This is a genomic window from Enhygromyxa salina (assembly GCF_002994635.1).
GTDB lineage: Bacteria > Myxococcota_A > Polyangia > Nannocystales > Nannocystaceae > Plesiocystis > Plesiocystis salina_B.
The window spans coordinates 39931-54104 of the sequence record NZ_PVNL01000086.1; the positions used below are offsets into that span (position 1 = coordinate 39931).

Here is a 14174-nt window from a genome sequence, read left to right on the forward strand (position 1 = left end):
GCCTGATTGCAGCAAGTGCGCCAAGCAACGCGTATGGTCGAGCCGTGCGCGCGCTGATCCTGAACGCCGCCGGCGAGCTCGCCCTCGTCGATGATCAACCGGACCCAATCCCGAGCGCAGCCGAGGCGCTGATCCACGTGAAGCGGGCCGGCATCTGCGACACGGATCTGCAGCTCGTGCGCGGGTACGCTGGATTTGCCGGCGTGCTTGGCCATGAGTTCGTTGGCGTCGTCGACCAGGCCGATCCCGAGCTCGCGGGCCAGCGGGTCGTCGCCGACATCAACATCGGCTGTGGTGCGTGTCCGCGGTGCAGCCACGGCGACGGTCACCACTGCCCGGATCGGACCACGCTCGGGATTCGATCTCGCCCTGGCTGTTTTGCGGACCGCGTGGCGATCCCCCGCCGCAACCTGGTGCGGGTCCCCGACAGCGTGGACGACGATCTCGCGGTGTTCGCCGAGCCGGTCGCGGCGGCGCTCCACGTGCTCGACGAGCTCGATCCACGCGCGGCGGGCGAGCGGATCGATGTGCTCGGCGACGGCAAGCTCGGGCTGCTGATCAGCCTCGCGCTGGCGGCCAGCGGTCGCCAGGTGCGGACGATCGGCCACCACCGCGCCAAGCTCGAGCTGGCGGCCGCAGCGGGCGTCGCCGCCACGGCCCTCGAGCACGAGCTCGCCGCGTCCGATCAGCGCAGCTCGGCGGTCGTCGTCGAGGCCACCGGTCACCCCAGCGGGCTCGCGCGGGCGCTGTGGCTGGCGCGGCCGCGCGGGCTGGTGATCCTCAAGACGACCAGCGCCGCGCCGATCCCCGTCGATCTCTCGGCGATCGTCGTCAATGAGCTGCGCGTGGTTGGATCACGCTGCGGCGACATGCATCGGGCGGTGGACCTGCTGGCGCAGCAGCGCCTGGATCCCCGCCCGATGATCGCTGCGACCATGGCCCTGGCGCAGGCGCCCGCAGCCCTCGAGCACGCCGGTCAACGTGGCGTGCTCAAGGTGTTGCTGCGGATGTAGACAGCTGCGAGCAGCTATCGATCAGCTATCGACCAACTAACGGTCAGTCGCCATGTCGATGCGGATCGGACGGCCATCGAGCTCGTGCCCGCCGAGCTCGCGCATGGCCTTCGAGGCGGCCCTGCGATCGGCCATGGTCACGAACCCAAACCCGCGCGAGTCGCCGGTGTCGCGATCCATGACGATCACCGCGTCAACGACCTCGCCGACATCGGCGAACGCCTTGCGCAGCTCCACGGCGGTGGTGTCCCAGCTCAGTCCGCCGACAAACAAGCGGCAGGGCGGGCCCGAGGACGCGCCATCGGGATCTTCGCCGGTCAGGATGGTGCCGTCGGCGAGCACGCCTTCGACCGTCGCGTTGACGGCGGCCGTCTGGATATCAGAGACATTGGCGATCTCGACCTCGCCGGTGGAGTCTGCACGTCGTTGACGCGCGCGCTCCCCCTTCTCTCGCTGTTTACGCTCACGCTCGGCTTCACGCCTACGCTTACCTACCGAGTTACTACCGCGACCCATGCATGGACTCCCTGTGGCTGGTTGGACCCTTGCGACAGTGTGTTGGTCGCGTGGGCGAGTGAGGCGTGGACCGACCCGACGCAGCTCCACATGAGCCTGCGCGCTGGTACCCCGCCGTGAATTCGACTCGAGCGATCATCAACGTTGTCGCCCCAACGCAGTCGATCGAGCGCCCGCGAGGGGCTCGATCTGATGGGGCGCGCGATGTGTTCGAGCTGAAATCGGTCTTGTCTCCGTTGCGCAACCCACGCCAGTGGGTGCCCAACAAGCGCGTACCCTAGCTCATCGCCGCACAGCTGACCAGCAGCGGTTTGCGCAGCGAGGGCCGCGGCGCCACCGCCATCGCGGTGGCGGGGCGTAGCGGTGGCGGCCGCAGCGGTGGCGGCCGCGGCGGCCAGCGGGCACGATGCTGGTGGGCGCAATGATCACCGGGGAGATGATCCACGAGCGCTACCGGATCGAGGGGCTGCTCGGTCGCGGGGGCATGGGCGCGGTGTACAGGGCTCACCACGTGGGGCTGCGTCGCGACGTGGCGATCAAGGTGCTCCACACCGAGCTCAGCCGTGACCCCTCGACCGCCAAGCGGTTCGATCGCGAGGCCCACAGCGTCTCGCGCCTCGACCACCGCAACTGCGTGCGCGTGACCGACTTCGGCACGACCGACGGCGGGGTCAAGTACCTGGTCATGGAGCTGCTCGAGGGCGCCGAGCTCGAGGCGTCGCTGGGCCAGCCGTGGGCGCCGGTTCGGGCGGTCGACACGATCATGCAGATGCTCGAGGGCCTCGAGCACGCGCACCACTTCGGCATCGTCCACCGCGATCTCAAGCCCGAGAACGTGTTCGTGACCCAGGATTTTCGGGGCGGCGAGATCGTCAAGCTCGTCGACTTCGGGATCGCCAAGCTGATCGACGACGAGGGCGCCAAAGAGCAGCTGACGCGGGCCGGGATGGTGTTTGGGACGCCGCGCTACATGTCGCCGGAGCAGGCGTCGGGCGGCAAGCTCGACGAGCGGACGGATCTCTACGCGACCGGGCTGATCCTCTATCAGATGTTGGCCGGGCACCCGCCGTTCGTCTCGGACGACGCGGCCACCTTGCTGCGCATGCACATCCTGGCGGATCCCCCGGCGCTGCCGCCCAGCGTGCCCGAGCCGCTCGCGCGGGTGGTCGCCAAGCTGCTCGAGAAGTCGCGCAATGATCGACACGCCAGCGCCCGCGAGGTCATCGACGAGCTGGCGCGGCTGCGGCCGGAGCTGGTCGGAGCGGCGAGCGCCCCGGCGGCCGCGGCCCCGCAGGTCACGGGTCCCAGCGCGACGCCATCAATGCAGACCCACGCCGAGCCGGCCGCGGGGTCGAGCGCCTGGCAACCGGCGGCCGGACCCGCAGCTCGGCCCGCGGCTCCGCTGGCGCCCGTTGTTCCGCCAGCGCCCGTTGCTCCACACGCGCCCGGCCCTGCCCTGGCGCCCGCTCTTCCCCTGCCGCCGGTTGGTCCCCCGCGAGCGCCCGCCCAGGAACCAAACGCCGCCACCCACGGCCATCAGCTGGCCCCGCACGCCGGAGGTCCTCATCACCCCGGGCTCGAGATCACCAGCTACGAGCCCGTCGTGATCACGCGGCCTCCGGCCCGCCCGGCGCGTCCGTGGCTGCCGTGGGCGATCGGGGCGGCCGCGATCATGGTCGCGCTGATGGCGTTCGGCGCTGGCCAGGCGCTGCAGGCCGACCACGACAAGCCCGCGGCGGCGACCAGCCCCACCGCCGCGGGGGCCGAGCTCGGAGACCAAGCACGAGCACGAGCACAACCAGCTTCCGCTGGCGAGCGCGCAGACTTGGACTGCTCGGACGGCGTCTGCGAGTGCCGCAGCATGCCCAGCTGCCAGCTCGGCTGTGGGGAGGATTGCGTGGTCCGCTGCACGGACGTCGGCCACTGCGAGCTCAGCGTGGGTGACGAGAGCTCGGTCTGGTGTGATCGGGTCGGCAAGTGCACCGTCGAGTGTCTGGGCGACTGCGAGGTCCACTGCCCACAAGGTGGCTGCGACGTCCAGTGTCCAGATCGCCCCGACAAGCGCGGCAAACAAAAGCGCAAGAAGCCCAAGAAGTGCGGCGACGTGTACCTGTGCGGCCGCGACTGCGACGATGATGATGACTGACAAGCCTGGCGCCCGCGGGTAGGCTGGCCGTGGTGCAACTTCAAGACGCCCCCGAGCTGACCCGAACGTGGCTGGCGTGCCCGCGGCCCCGCCCCGACGCCACGATCCGTCTGCTGTGCTTTCACCACGCGGGCGGCAGCCCGTCTAGCTTTCGGCCGTGGCTCGACGAGCTCCCGGACCACGTGGAGCTGCTCGCCGTGCGGCTCGCCGGTCGTGAAGCGCGGCTGCGGCAGACCCCGGTCAACAGCGTGGCCGAGGTCGTCGAGCCGCTCGCCGAGGCGCTCGCGCCCCTGCTGCGAGCCAGCCCTCGCCTCGCGATTTTTGGTCACAGCATGGGCGCGCTGCTGGGCTTCGAGCTCGCCCGTGAGCTCCGGCGTCGATCACTCCCACGCCCGGAGCTGCTGGTCGCGTCGGGCCGCAACGGGCCGGGCGTGGGCCGCAAGCTCGAGCTCCACAAGCTCAGCGACAAGCAGCTGATCGACGAGGTCCAGCGGATCTACGGCGGCATCCCCAAGCCGATCCTCGACGAGCCCGAGCTGCTCGCGCTCACGCTCCCGGTCCTGCGCGCCGATCTCACGATTAACGAGACCCACACGCTCAGTGAAGAAGCCCCGCTCGACATCCCGATCCGGGCCTACGCGGGCGTCGATGATCCCCACGTGGGCAAGGCCGGCCTCGAGCGATGGGCCGAGTTCACGACCGCGAGCTTCGAGTCGGGCCAGTTCGCGGGCGATCACTTCTATCTAGCACCCGCGCCGGGCATGCGCTGGCTGCTCGACAAGCTCCGCGCCGATCTACCGGCCCAGGTCTGACTGGGACCTGATCAGACCTGATCAGACCTGATCAGACCTGGTCAGACCTGATCAGCCCTGCTCGGAGCTGATCAGCTGCGAAACAGCCCACGTCCGAGCCGCGAGAAGTCCCGCCGATCGCCCTTGGCGACCTCGTGCAGGAACACCAGCTGCGACCGGGCCTCGAGCCACGGCATCAGCACGCTCTCGTCTCCGGGGGTCGGCGTCCCGGGCGGATGGCAGAGCACCAGCTGCACGAGCTCCCCGGGCGACTCACCCGTGAGCATCGCCCGCTCGACCTCGGTCGGCGGCGGCACGTCACCGCTGTCGGCGATCAGCACGACCTCGTCGGCCGCGCTCACGCACGCCCGGGTCCACGCGTCGAGCTGACCGGCGACCAACAGCAGCACCGCGTCATGCTCGGCCTCGGCCGCCGACAGCCACTCACCAAACCGACGCAGGGCTGGATCGTCGTCGAGCGACACCGCACCGGGGGCGTCCGCGGCGAACTGTTGGGCCCCGAGCACGGCCACGTCGCTGCTGAGTTGCTCGACCAGCGCGCCCGCGAAGCCGCGTAGATCCACGCCTGGCTGGGCCGGAACCAGCGCGAGCGTGCGCGGATGGTTGACGACCACGGGCTGCTGGTTGGCCTGGACCAGGCGCCGCGCCAGCGTCCGCGCCAGACCCAGCGCCGCGCCGGGGTGGCGCATCAGCAGCGCCTCGAAGGTGGGCGCGGTCAGCCCCCGCAACCAGGTGTCACGCACCGCGCGGACCATCGCCGATCGCTCGCCGCCGATCAGCACCGCCAGCTCACCGACGGGCTGGCCCGGTCCGATCTCGGCCACGCGCTGCAGCTGGCCGTCTCGCTCGACCAGGACCTCGAGCCGGCCTTCATCGACCAGCCAGACATGCCGCAAGGTCTCGTTGGGGTTGAACAGCACCTCGCCGGCCTGAAGGTGGCGCTGGATCATCGCGCCGTCGATCTCGACGAGCATCGACAGCGGCAGCGTGCCAAACAAGGTGGCGAGCCCGAGCTCGAGCCGCGCGAGGTGGCGCTCGGTCACCGGGGTCAGCAGCGCGTCGAACACCCGCCGGGTCAACAACCGGCGCACGTCGCTGTAGCCCAGCCCGATCAGCCGACAGCTGCCGACCGCCCGGATCGAGCCCGAGCGCACGCGCTCGCCCCCCACGACCAGCGGCAGCTCACCCACGCAGGCCCCGGGCGCGAGCCGCTTGCGCCACATCGGTGGATCACCTTGATAGACGTCGAGCTGGCCGGACACGAGCACGAACAGGGCGTCAGCCGGATCGTCTTGATGGAACAGCCAGGTGTCGTGGTCGAGCTCGAGCTCGAGGGCCGCCTCCGACAACAGCTTGCCGGCGGCCTTGGGCAGCGCGTCGAACGGCCAGTAGCTCGAGATGTCGCCCGACGTGTCGCCCAAGCTGGTACCCCGCCCGTTCGGCCTGTTCAGGTAGCTCAATTGCTCCCGATCTTGTTGCCCTTGAGTACGATGTTTCCGCTGCCCTTGAGGGTGAGGTTGTTGCCGCTGAGCACGATGTTGCCGTTGCTCTTCATGGTCATCGACGCGGCCCCGCACTTGAGCGTGATCTTGTCGGCGGCCTCGATCAGCGTCTCTTTGTCGCTGGTGAAGCTCATGTTGTCGCCCGAGGTCACCGTGCGCAGCTTGCCCACGGACTCGCTGACGTTGTTGCCGATGCTCTCAGTTCGATCGTGGCCGACGTCCTCGGTCTGATCGTGCTTGATCACGTTGGTCTGATCGTTGCCGATCTCTTGGTACTGGTCGTGGCCGATCGTCTCACGATGATCGTTCAAGATCTCCACGACCCAGTCCTTCTCACCGTGGATGTAGATGTGCTCCTCGCCCTTGGCGTCCTCGAAGCGCAGCTCGTTGAAGCCGCCGCCGCCCGGCGATGAGTTGGTCCGCCAGCCGGTCTGGGTCTTGTTGTCGGGCACCGCGAACGGCGGCGGGTACTCGCCGTTGTAGACGCAGCCGGTGCACAGCGGGCGATCGGGGTTGCCCTCGAGGAATTCGATCATGACCTCCATGCCGATCCGCGGGATGAACTGCGTGCCCCACCCGAGCCCGGCCCAGCTCTGCGAGACCCGCACCCAGCACGACGAGCCGGCCGTGTAGGTCGGCTTCTCTTCCCAGTAAAATTGGACGTGGATCCGCGCGTGTTGATCCGTGTGGATCTCTTCGCCGTCGGGGCCGGTGACGATCGCCGTCTGCGGGCCGTGAACCCGGGGCTTGGGCGTGGCCGGCTCGGGCCGCATCACGGCGTCGAACGGCACGCACTCGAATTCGTTGGTGTACCCGGCCTCGGCGCCGCCGTCGTCCTGGGCCTGGTAGCTGTGACCGCCCGAGTGGGTCACCGCGGTGATCAGGTACTCGATCTCGATGTCGGGCCGCTCGGAGTTGGCCAGCTTGAAGCGCAGGCCGGGCCGCATGCTCATGCAGTTGCTGCGGCCGCGCGCGATCCGACCACCGATCGTCGAGGCGTGCTTGAGATCCGTGGCCTGGTCGCCGAGATCGTCGTCGATGTAGCGGCGCCGACCGTGGGTGTACACGCGGCGCTCGAGCCCGCGCGCGTCGGTGCCCGTGGCCGGCTCGCTCAGCAGGTTGCGCGGGGTCATCCAGTCGTAGTCGCGCCGCAGCGTGCCCGTGGTCGTGAGCTGGTTGGACCACTCGAGCGCCTGGATCGACTCGACGTCGGCCAGCTCCGGCTGGGTCCCGATGATCGGGATGTCCGGGGTGCCGTCGAGATTCTCGATCTCGGTGTACTGATCGTTGGCGTCGCGAAAGGTCAGGGTCTCGAGCCCGCTGTCGCCGTCGTGGATGAATTCGTAGCTGATGCCCTCTTCCTCGAGCAGCCGCGAGACATAGTCGAAGTTGGACTCGCGGTACTGCGTGCAGTAGTCGCGGGCTGCGGCGCCCCGACTGACGCTACCGAAGTCGATCGCGCGACCGTAGGCGCCCAGCGCCTCGTCGAGCACCTCCGTGATGATCGCCTGGACGCTGAGCTCCTGCCAGATCTGCGACTTGACCTGCTGTCGCAGCAGCTCGAACGCGGGCACGACCTCGAGCCGGATCGTCATGTGGTGATCGACGATCCCGGTGTAGTCGATGCGGGACACCACCCCACAGATCGCGCGCTGCTCTTGGCCGCCGCGGACCAGTCGCAGCGCCGCGTTGCAGCCGAGCAAGCTGTCGGTCTCGGCCTCGCCGTCGGTCTCGGCGTCGATGACCACGCGATAGCTGCGGTTGAGCCCCTCCGCGATGAACACGCGAGTGACGGTCCACTGCGCGCCCTCTTCGGACAACGTCAGCTCGTAGGCGGGCGGCGGGAGACTGAGCTTGAGCATGATATCTCTCGGGGGCACGTCCAGCGGCCCAACAAATCGCCGACCGCCGATATGGCCGCGCCAGCGCTCGCCCAAACCTGGGTCTGGACCCTCGCAGAATACCGGCGTGAACGTGCGTACGGCAACCGTTCATCTGGTAGACTGCCCCCGGTCGTGACCGAGTCTGCCAACCAAGACGGTGAAGCCCCCGCGGACACCCCAGCGGCGTCGGAACACGCGATCCAGCCCAGCGACGGCCCCACGCCCGGCTTGCTCGCCGAGCTGCTCGAGGGCACCCGCGACCAACCCAGCCCGCAAGCTGGGCCTCAGCTGCGGCCTGTAACACCCGCTTCACACCCGAGCTTCGGCACCCGCGTGGGGTGGCTGGTCGAGTGGGCGTCCGGTTCCGCCCCTACCGTCGACTTCCCGGGCAACGAGCACGGCCCGCTCGCCGCCCGCAGCGTGATCCCGCTCGACCCCGACCTGGTGGCCGAGGCGATCGCCGAGCAGCGCGGCGTGATGTTGACCTTCGAGGACGGCCAGCCGCGCGCGCCGATCATCGCCGGGCTGCTGCAGCCCGTGGTGTTCGAGGTCGACGTCGAGCTCGAAACTGATCGGGAGCCGGGCAACACCAACACCAACACCGACACCAACGCCGGTCAGGAGCTCGCCGCCAGCGAGGCCATCCCGCCGATGGCCGCCAGCGTCGACGGCCGGCGCGTCGAGATCGAGGCCGCCGACGAGATCGTCCTGCGCTGCGGACAGGCCAGCATCGTGCTGCGCCGAAACGGCCGCGTCGTCATCCGCGGCACCTACGTCGAGACCCGCTCGCGCGGGGTCAACCGCATCAAGGGCGGCTCCGTCCAGATCAACTGAGGCCAAGTGGCAGCGCTGCTCTGGGACGTACAAGAGGAGCACCTCGGCGAGGCAGAGTTCTTCTGGGAGACCTGGGAGCGCGCCGTCGACTCGCCGATCTTCACGATCGGCGAGCTGCGGGCCGGACCCGAAGAGCGGCTGATGGCCAACATCATGGGGCTCGTGGTCGGCGGCCAGCCCGTGCTCGACCGCCTCGTGCGTCCCGTGCTCGACGAAGACCTCGACGATGATCGCTACCGAACCGCCGCGGCCGCGCTCGCGATCCTCGATGGCGGCGGGTTCGAGGGGCCCGACATCGTCCTGGACTATCTGCCCCGCGCTGGCGCCGAGGGTCGCTGGGGGCTGATCCGGGCCATGCACCTGTCGCGGCGAACGGACCTGGCCGCGCGCTTGATCGCCTCGTTACCCGAACACGACGGCCCCGCGCTCGCGGGCCGGCTCGAAGCGCTGACCGGACTCGGCGTCGACGTCGGCAAGCGCCTGCGGGTGTGGTTCAAGCACGGTGAGCCGCGCGTCCGCCGGGCCGCGGCCTGGCTCGCCCGGTACTCGACCTCGTCGAACGTGCTCAAGCGGCTGCTCAAGTTGATGCGAGACCCCGACGCCAAGCTGCGCGAGGCCGCGATCGAGAGCGCGCTGATCCGCGGGCTGCCCGGTTCGTGGCAGCTGGCCTGCGAGGCTGCGTTCGATCGCCAGAGCCCGGGCGGCGCCGGATCCCTGCGCCGCGCCGCGCTCGGATGGGTCGCCATGCAGGGCGACGCGGCCTCCCACGCGCGGATCTTGGAGCTGCTGCGTGCCCGGCCCGACCCGGATCTGCTGTGGGCGGCCGGCGTCACCGGTCGGCCCGACGCGGTCGACCTCGCCGCCGCGCTGCTCGACCACCCGCAGCTGGCCCGACTCGCGGGGGAGCTGATGACCTTCGTCGCCGGGCTCCCGACTCGCGTCGACCACTACTGGCTCGACGAGGGCGCGCACGGGGGCTACGGCGACGACGAGGACGAAGGGCTGCCCGTGCTCGGGCGGGACGACCTCGCGGCCAACCTGGTCCCGCCCGACGAGCTGCGCCTGCGGCTGCCCCACCCCGAGCGCGCGCGAGCGTGGTGGCTCGAGTGTCGCAACGAGCTCTCGCCTGCGCTGCGCTACTACGCCGGGCGGCCGCTGGAGCCGAGCACGATCGAGCACGCGCTGCGGACCGCACCCATGCGACGACGACACCCGCTCGCGCTGGAGCTTGCGATCCGCAGCGCGGGGATCGGCATGCTCGACACCCGGGCGGCGGCGCGGATCCAGACCTCGCAGACCACGGCGATCTTCGCCAGCTTGGATCAGCTGCGCGCCCAAGGTCGCGGCAGCGTCGACTTCCAGGGTGGGTTGCCGCTGATGTAGGGCGTCGCTCTGCGCGGGCCCCTGACTCGAGCGGCGCGAACATCGCGGCAAGAAATTATCGCAGCAGCTGCAAAGCACATCTGCGGGGGCCGACATCGCAGATGTGCTGGGTAAGCTTCATCAAGGAACCATCGAGCTGTTCCGCCACGACCCTTGGCTCGCGTTCGATCTCCTCGGTGTCGAGCGGCCCGTAGCTGGGACACCAACTCCCCGGCAGGGCGAAGTCGAGCGCGAAGATCCCGAGGATCCCGACAAGGTCATCGTGCGCTACCCCGACCTCGTGCTGGTTCACGAGGTCGAGGTCCCCAAGCGCGGCATCGTCATTGGTGTCGAGGCGCAGGGGGCGTACCAGCGCATCAAGCGATGGCGGTTCCCGTACTATCAAGCCGTCCTGGCCGACAGCTACGAGCTTCAGACCTGGATGGTGTTCGTCTCGTACTGTCGCCGCATGTCGGCGGCGATTCGTGACTGGAAAGTGGGTCCACCACCTCGGATCGACGGCCTGCTGCTCGACGTGGACACCGTGCCGCGCCTCAGTCTCGAGGAGATGATGCGGTGGCCAACCGCAGGTGTGCTGGTTGGGGCCCTGCACGGACACGCGGGTGACAGCGAGGCCGCGCAAAATGGAGTGCGCGCGTGCATGGGCCTTCCGGAGAAGCGAAGGCAATCGTATATTCGAACGATACTAGCGGCGTTGTCAGAGCGAGAGCGGGCAGCGATAGAACAGGAGCTGAACATGGAAGAGAAGCACGAGATCTGGCAGATTGAGAAGAACAGCGGGACCTACTTGCGCGGCTGTAGGCACGGCTTGGAGACCGGTCGGCAGGAAGGTCGACGCGTGACCCTCGTCGAGTTGATTTTCGCGTTGCTCGACGTCCGCGGCGTCGCCTGTGAGGCAGACAGCGAAGCACGCCTCCGCGCATGCGAAGACATCGCGGTTCTCGAGCGCTGGGCGGATCGGGCCCGCGAGGTGACCGACGTCTCGGCGCTGTTCGAGGACGCATGAACCGCGAGACCGAGCATCGGGCCATGGCCTGAGCGATGGCTGAGCATGCCTGAGCAATGGCTAGAAGGTTCAACAGGCCCAGGAGGCTCAGCCCTGACCGGCGACCGGCACCACCAGCGGCGCCACCCGAGCGCACTGCGGATCCGCGACCCAGCGCGGCAACCAGTACACCCCCGCGCCGTCAGTCAGCAGCTCCTGCTCGCTCCCATCGGCCCGCATGCGCACGATGTCGGACCGCTGATCCTGACTGCGAGCGAACACCAGGTGCTCGCCATCTCCCGACCAGGTCGGCTGCTCGTCGACAGTCTTCGCACCCGCGCTGCCCGTCCGCGCGACCAGCTCGCCCGTATCCGCGCGCACGATCACGATCGTCGCGACGCCGCGCTTGGGCACCAACTCGGTGTACGCCAGCAGCGAGCCATCGGGTGAAAAGGCCACGCCGCTGGCGATCACCGATGGCTCTCGCGGCCCCTCGCGCAGCGCTGGCTGGACCTCGGCGCCCGCGACGTCGGTCATGAAGATATCGACGCCCCGCTCGCGGTCGCGGGCGCTGCGAAACGCGATCGTCTCCCCATTCGGCGACCACACGGGCTCGGTGTCGTCGCCCGGGCTGTTGGTCACGCGCATCGGCGCGCCGCCGTCGGCCGTCATCACGTAGATCTCGGCGTTGCCGTCGCGACTCGAGACAAACGCGATCCGCTGAGCATCGGGCGACACGGCCGGCTCGAAGTTGCCCTCGGGGTTGTCGGTCAGGCGCAGCAGCGCGTCGGAGCCGAGCTCGAGCCGGTAGAGATCTCGAAAGCTGTTGGCGTCGCTCTCGAACACGATCCAGCCGCCGTCGGGCGACCACTGGGGGTTGCGCAGCCCGATGTCCTTGGGCCCGATCGCAGCCGCCAGCGCGGCAGGGCCCGACGCTGCGCTGTCCGGCGTCAGCCCGAGCATCCCGAACCGATCGCGCGTCTTTCCTTCCGGCAGCGGCTCGGAGCGAAGCACCAGCAGCGAGCGAGCGTCCGGCGAGATCGCGGCCGGATACACCGAGGCGCCCGAGCGCAGCAGCTCACTGCTTGGACCGCCGGCTGCGGGCACCGACCAGATTTGGTCGAACCCCTCCGCGGGTGAGGACACGAACAACACCCGCCCGCAGACCGCCGGTTTCACGGGACGATCGGCGGGCGAAGCAGAGTCAGCGCTCCCACCCTCGGCGCGGGTCTCGGCGCCAGGATCCGCGCTGGGTTTGGAGCACGCGCTGCCGACCACAGCGGTCAGCAGCGCGAGCGTGGCGAGCGTGGTGCGAGTCACGGGGTGCGAGTCACGGGGTGTGCACGCGGACCGCGTCGGCGATGACCACGTAGCCCGCCGGTGCCCAGACCGAGAGGTCCACGAAGTTCCAGCCAGCCTTGAACTGGTAGGTGCCGAGCCCGTTCCACTTGCCGCCGTTTTGCTGCTGGTTGACGTACACCGTGTCGAGCAGGTTGATCGACGAGTCGTAGATCAAGAAGGGCGCCGACGAGGACCGGTTGCTGCCCGCGGTCCACCACGCTTCGACGGTCAGCTGCGCGGGCTCGTCGAGGTAGAACGCGAACTCGGCCGCGTCGGAGATGCCCTGGGTCGAGTGCCACCAATAGCCGGTCTCGTACTGGGTCGGTCCGGTCGCCGAGGCCCACGCGTTGGACACGTAGATGCTGGCGTTCTGGCCGTTGAGGCCGTTGTTGCTGTCGATGACGATATCGACCGGGTTGGGGTTGGGATCCGGCTGCGGATCGGGATCCGGCTGCGGATCGGGATCCGGCTGCGGATCGGGATCCGGCTGCGGATCGGGATCCGGCTGCGGATCGGGATCCGGCGCGGGTCCGTCACCACAGTAGTTGTTGATCAGCGCGAGGTAGTCCGACCACGGCCAGTTCGGGCCCGGGTCGGTGCGGTTGTAGGGCTGCAGCCGGCCGTGCCCGACGATGTGATACTGATCGCGCGGGATGCCCTGATCCTGGGTGATGTCACACACCAGCTCGGCCGAGGCGTCGATCAGGCCGCCGTCCCAGTTGGCCTGGTTGCCGTAGCCCGCGTGCTCGATCCCGATCGTGAAGTTATTGCTGCTGGTGCCGCCCTTGTTGCAGTCGGTGTTGCCATTGAGCGCGCAGTTGTAAGACGCGCCAATGTGCCAAGCCTTGCGGCTCTCGTCGACCAGCTGGGAGATCTCGGAGCCGGTGTTGTTGACCACGTAGTGGGCGCTGACCCCAGAGTTGCCGTTCTTCAGCCAGCTCCAGCAGCCGCTGTACGAGCCCTCGCAGGTGTGGATGATGACCATGGAAGGATCACCGATCGCCCCCGCTGGCCGGGCGCTGTGGTTGGGCGACGGCCGCCAGACCGAGCCCGCGTAGTTGGGGCCAGCCGAGAGCGCGGTCGCGGCCGCGCCGTTGCCCGAGTCGAGCGCGAGCGGGATGTCACCAACCTCGTAGCCAACGCCACCGATCGCCTCGGGGAACACTTCGTCGTAGACGTAGGCGTCGATGCCCTCTTGGCTCTGAATCCCGCTGTACTCGGCGAGCACGGGGACCCACGCGCCAATGTCACCGCGGTTGGCGATGCCGTGTTGATCGGCGAGCGCAGACAGCAGCGCCGCACCAGCGCGAATGTTGGAGAGCGGGTCGCCGCTCGCCTGCACGATCGAGACACCCGCCAGCTCGGCGCCCTCGGCCAGGTCTTGCCCGCGCAGCGCCATCAACCCGGTCGCCACCGCTTGACCCTCGAACTCGGACGAGCCCTGGACCATCTGCCACTGGGTCTCGACCAGCGAGACCGAGCGGAGGATCGCGGCGGGCACGTCGAACTCCTCGCCGGCAACCTCGAACATCTCGGCCAGGTCTTCGGGCGGCTGCTGAGGCAGGCTCTCGTCGCCGTCTGGATCGGTGTCGCCACCGTCTTGGATGCCCGATTGATCGTCCGGACGACCGTCACTCTCGTCGCACGCGGACAGCGCAAGAATGGGCAGCAACAGCGAAATCGAGCAGATGGACAGGTTTTGGCGATACATGGCGGTCTCTTTGAGCACCCGAACCTACGTGTAGGTGCGAGTGGTTAG

11 protein-coding genes are annotated in these 14174 nt (G+C 69.0%); 6 read left to right on the forward strand and 5 right to left on the reverse strand.

The genetic code is table 11. From position 1 onward, the window contains the following. Positions 1-44 precede the first annotated feature (44 nt). Positions 45-1013, forward strand: coding sequence for an alcohol dehydrogenase catalytic domain-containing protein (locus tag ENSA7_RS21590; RefSeq protein WP_219908032.1), 969 nt, complete (start codon positions 45-47; stop codon positions 1011-1013). Between the two features lie 36 nt (positions 1014-1049). Here ENSA7_RS21590 and ENSA7_RS21595 read toward each other — a convergent pair whose 3' ends face one another. Further along, complete coding sequence (locus ENSA7_RS21595) at positions 1050-1529, reverse strand: RNA recognition motif domain-containing protein (RefSeq protein WP_106091210.1); 480 nt, start codon at positions 1527-1529, stop codon at positions 1050-1052. Between the two features lie 406 nt (positions 1530-1935). Between ENSA7_RS21595 and ENSA7_RS21600 the strand changes: the two genes are divergently transcribed. Both ENSA7_RS21600 and ENSA7_RS21605 read left to right on the forward strand, forming a co-directional pair. Then, on the forward strand, positions 1936-3675 hold the full coding sequence (locus ENSA7_RS21600; protein WP_106091211.1) for a serine/threonine protein kinase: 1740 nt from the start codon (positions 1936-1938) through the stop codon (positions 3673-3675). Between the two features lie 32 nt (positions 3676-3707). Then, on the forward strand, positions 3708-4487 hold the full coding sequence (locus ENSA7_RS21605; RefSeq protein ID WP_181233977.1) for a thioesterase II family protein: 780 nt from the start codon (positions 3708-3710) through the stop codon (positions 4485-4487). Between the two features lie 71 nt (positions 4488-4558). Here ENSA7_RS21605 and ENSA7_RS21610 read toward each other — a convergent pair whose 3' ends face one another. Both ENSA7_RS21610 and ENSA7_RS21615 read right to left on the reverse strand, forming a co-directional pair. Next, positions 4559-5908 carry a cyclic nucleotide-binding domain-containing protein gene (locus ENSA7_RS21610; RefSeq protein ID WP_181233978.1) on the reverse strand — a complete coding sequence of 450 codons (1350 nt, stop codon included), beginning with the start codon at positions 5906-5908 and terminating at the stop codon, positions 4559-4561. Positions 5909-5943: 35 nt separating this feature from the next. Next, complete coding sequence (locus ENSA7_RS21615) at positions 5944-7851, reverse strand: type VI secretion system Vgr family protein (protein ID WP_106091214.1); 1908 nt, start codon at positions 7849-7851, stop codon at positions 5944-5946. Between the two features lie 153 nt (positions 7852-8004). Here ENSA7_RS21615 and ENSA7_RS21620 point away from each other — a divergent pair, with 153 nt between their 5' ends. From ENSA7_RS21620 to ENSA7_RS21630, 3 genes are all read left to right on the forward strand, one after another. Then, positions 8005-8706 (forward strand): DUF6484 domain-containing protein, encoded by a 702-nt coding sequence (locus tag ENSA7_RS21620; protein WP_244923864.1) that lies wholly within the window; start codon positions 8005-8007, stop codon positions 8704-8706. A 6-nt stretch (positions 8707-8712) separates the two neighbouring features. After that, complete coding sequence (locus ENSA7_RS21625) at positions 8713-10089, forward strand: hypothetical protein (RefSeq protein WP_106091215.1); 1377 nt, start codon at positions 8713-8715, stop codon at positions 10087-10089. A 103-nt stretch (positions 10090-10192) separates the two neighbouring features. After that, positions 10193-11095: a hypothetical protein gene (locus ENSA7_RS21630; RefSeq protein WP_106091216.1), complete on the forward strand. Its 903-nt coding sequence runs from the start codon at positions 10193-10195 to the stop codon at positions 11093-11095. A gap of 87 nt (positions 11096-11182) precedes the next feature. Here the strand turns inward: ENSA7_RS21630 and ENSA7_RS21635 are convergent, their stop codons facing one another. Both ENSA7_RS21635 and ENSA7_RS21640 read right to left on the reverse strand, forming a co-directional pair. Beyond that, entirely contained in the window at positions 11183-12394 is a 1212-nt protein-coding gene (locus ENSA7_RS21635) for a TolB family protein (RefSeq protein WP_106091217.1), read from the reverse strand. 10 nt (positions 12395-12404) lie between these two features. Next, the gene (locus ENSA7_RS21640) at positions 12405-14126 is read right to left on the reverse strand and encodes an N-acetylmuramoyl-L-alanine amidase (RefSeq protein WP_181233979.1); all 1722 of its coding nucleotides are present in this window, start codon (positions 14124-14126) and stop codon (positions 12405-12407) included. Positions 14127-14174 lie beyond the last annotated feature (48 nt).

Excerpts from the sequence above, each read along its gene's own strand:
- ENSA7_RS21595 (WP_106091210.1), bottom strand. The coding sequence starts at position 1,529 with ATGGGTCGCGGTAGTAACTCGGTAGGTAAGCGTAGGCGTGAAGCCGAG.
- ENSA7_RS21600 (WP_106091211.1), top strand. The coding sequence starts at position 1,936 with ATGCTGGTGGGCGCAATGATCACCGGGGAGATGATCCACGAGCGCTAC.
- ENSA7_RS21615 (WP_106091214.1), bottom strand. The coding sequence starts at position 7,851 with ATGCTCAAGCTCAGTCTCCCGCCGCCCGCCTACGAGCTGACGTTGTCC.
- ENSA7_RS21640 (WP_181233979.1), bottom strand. The coding sequence starts at position 14,126 with ATGTATCGCCAAAACCTGTCCATCTGCTCGATTTCGCTGTTGCTGCCC.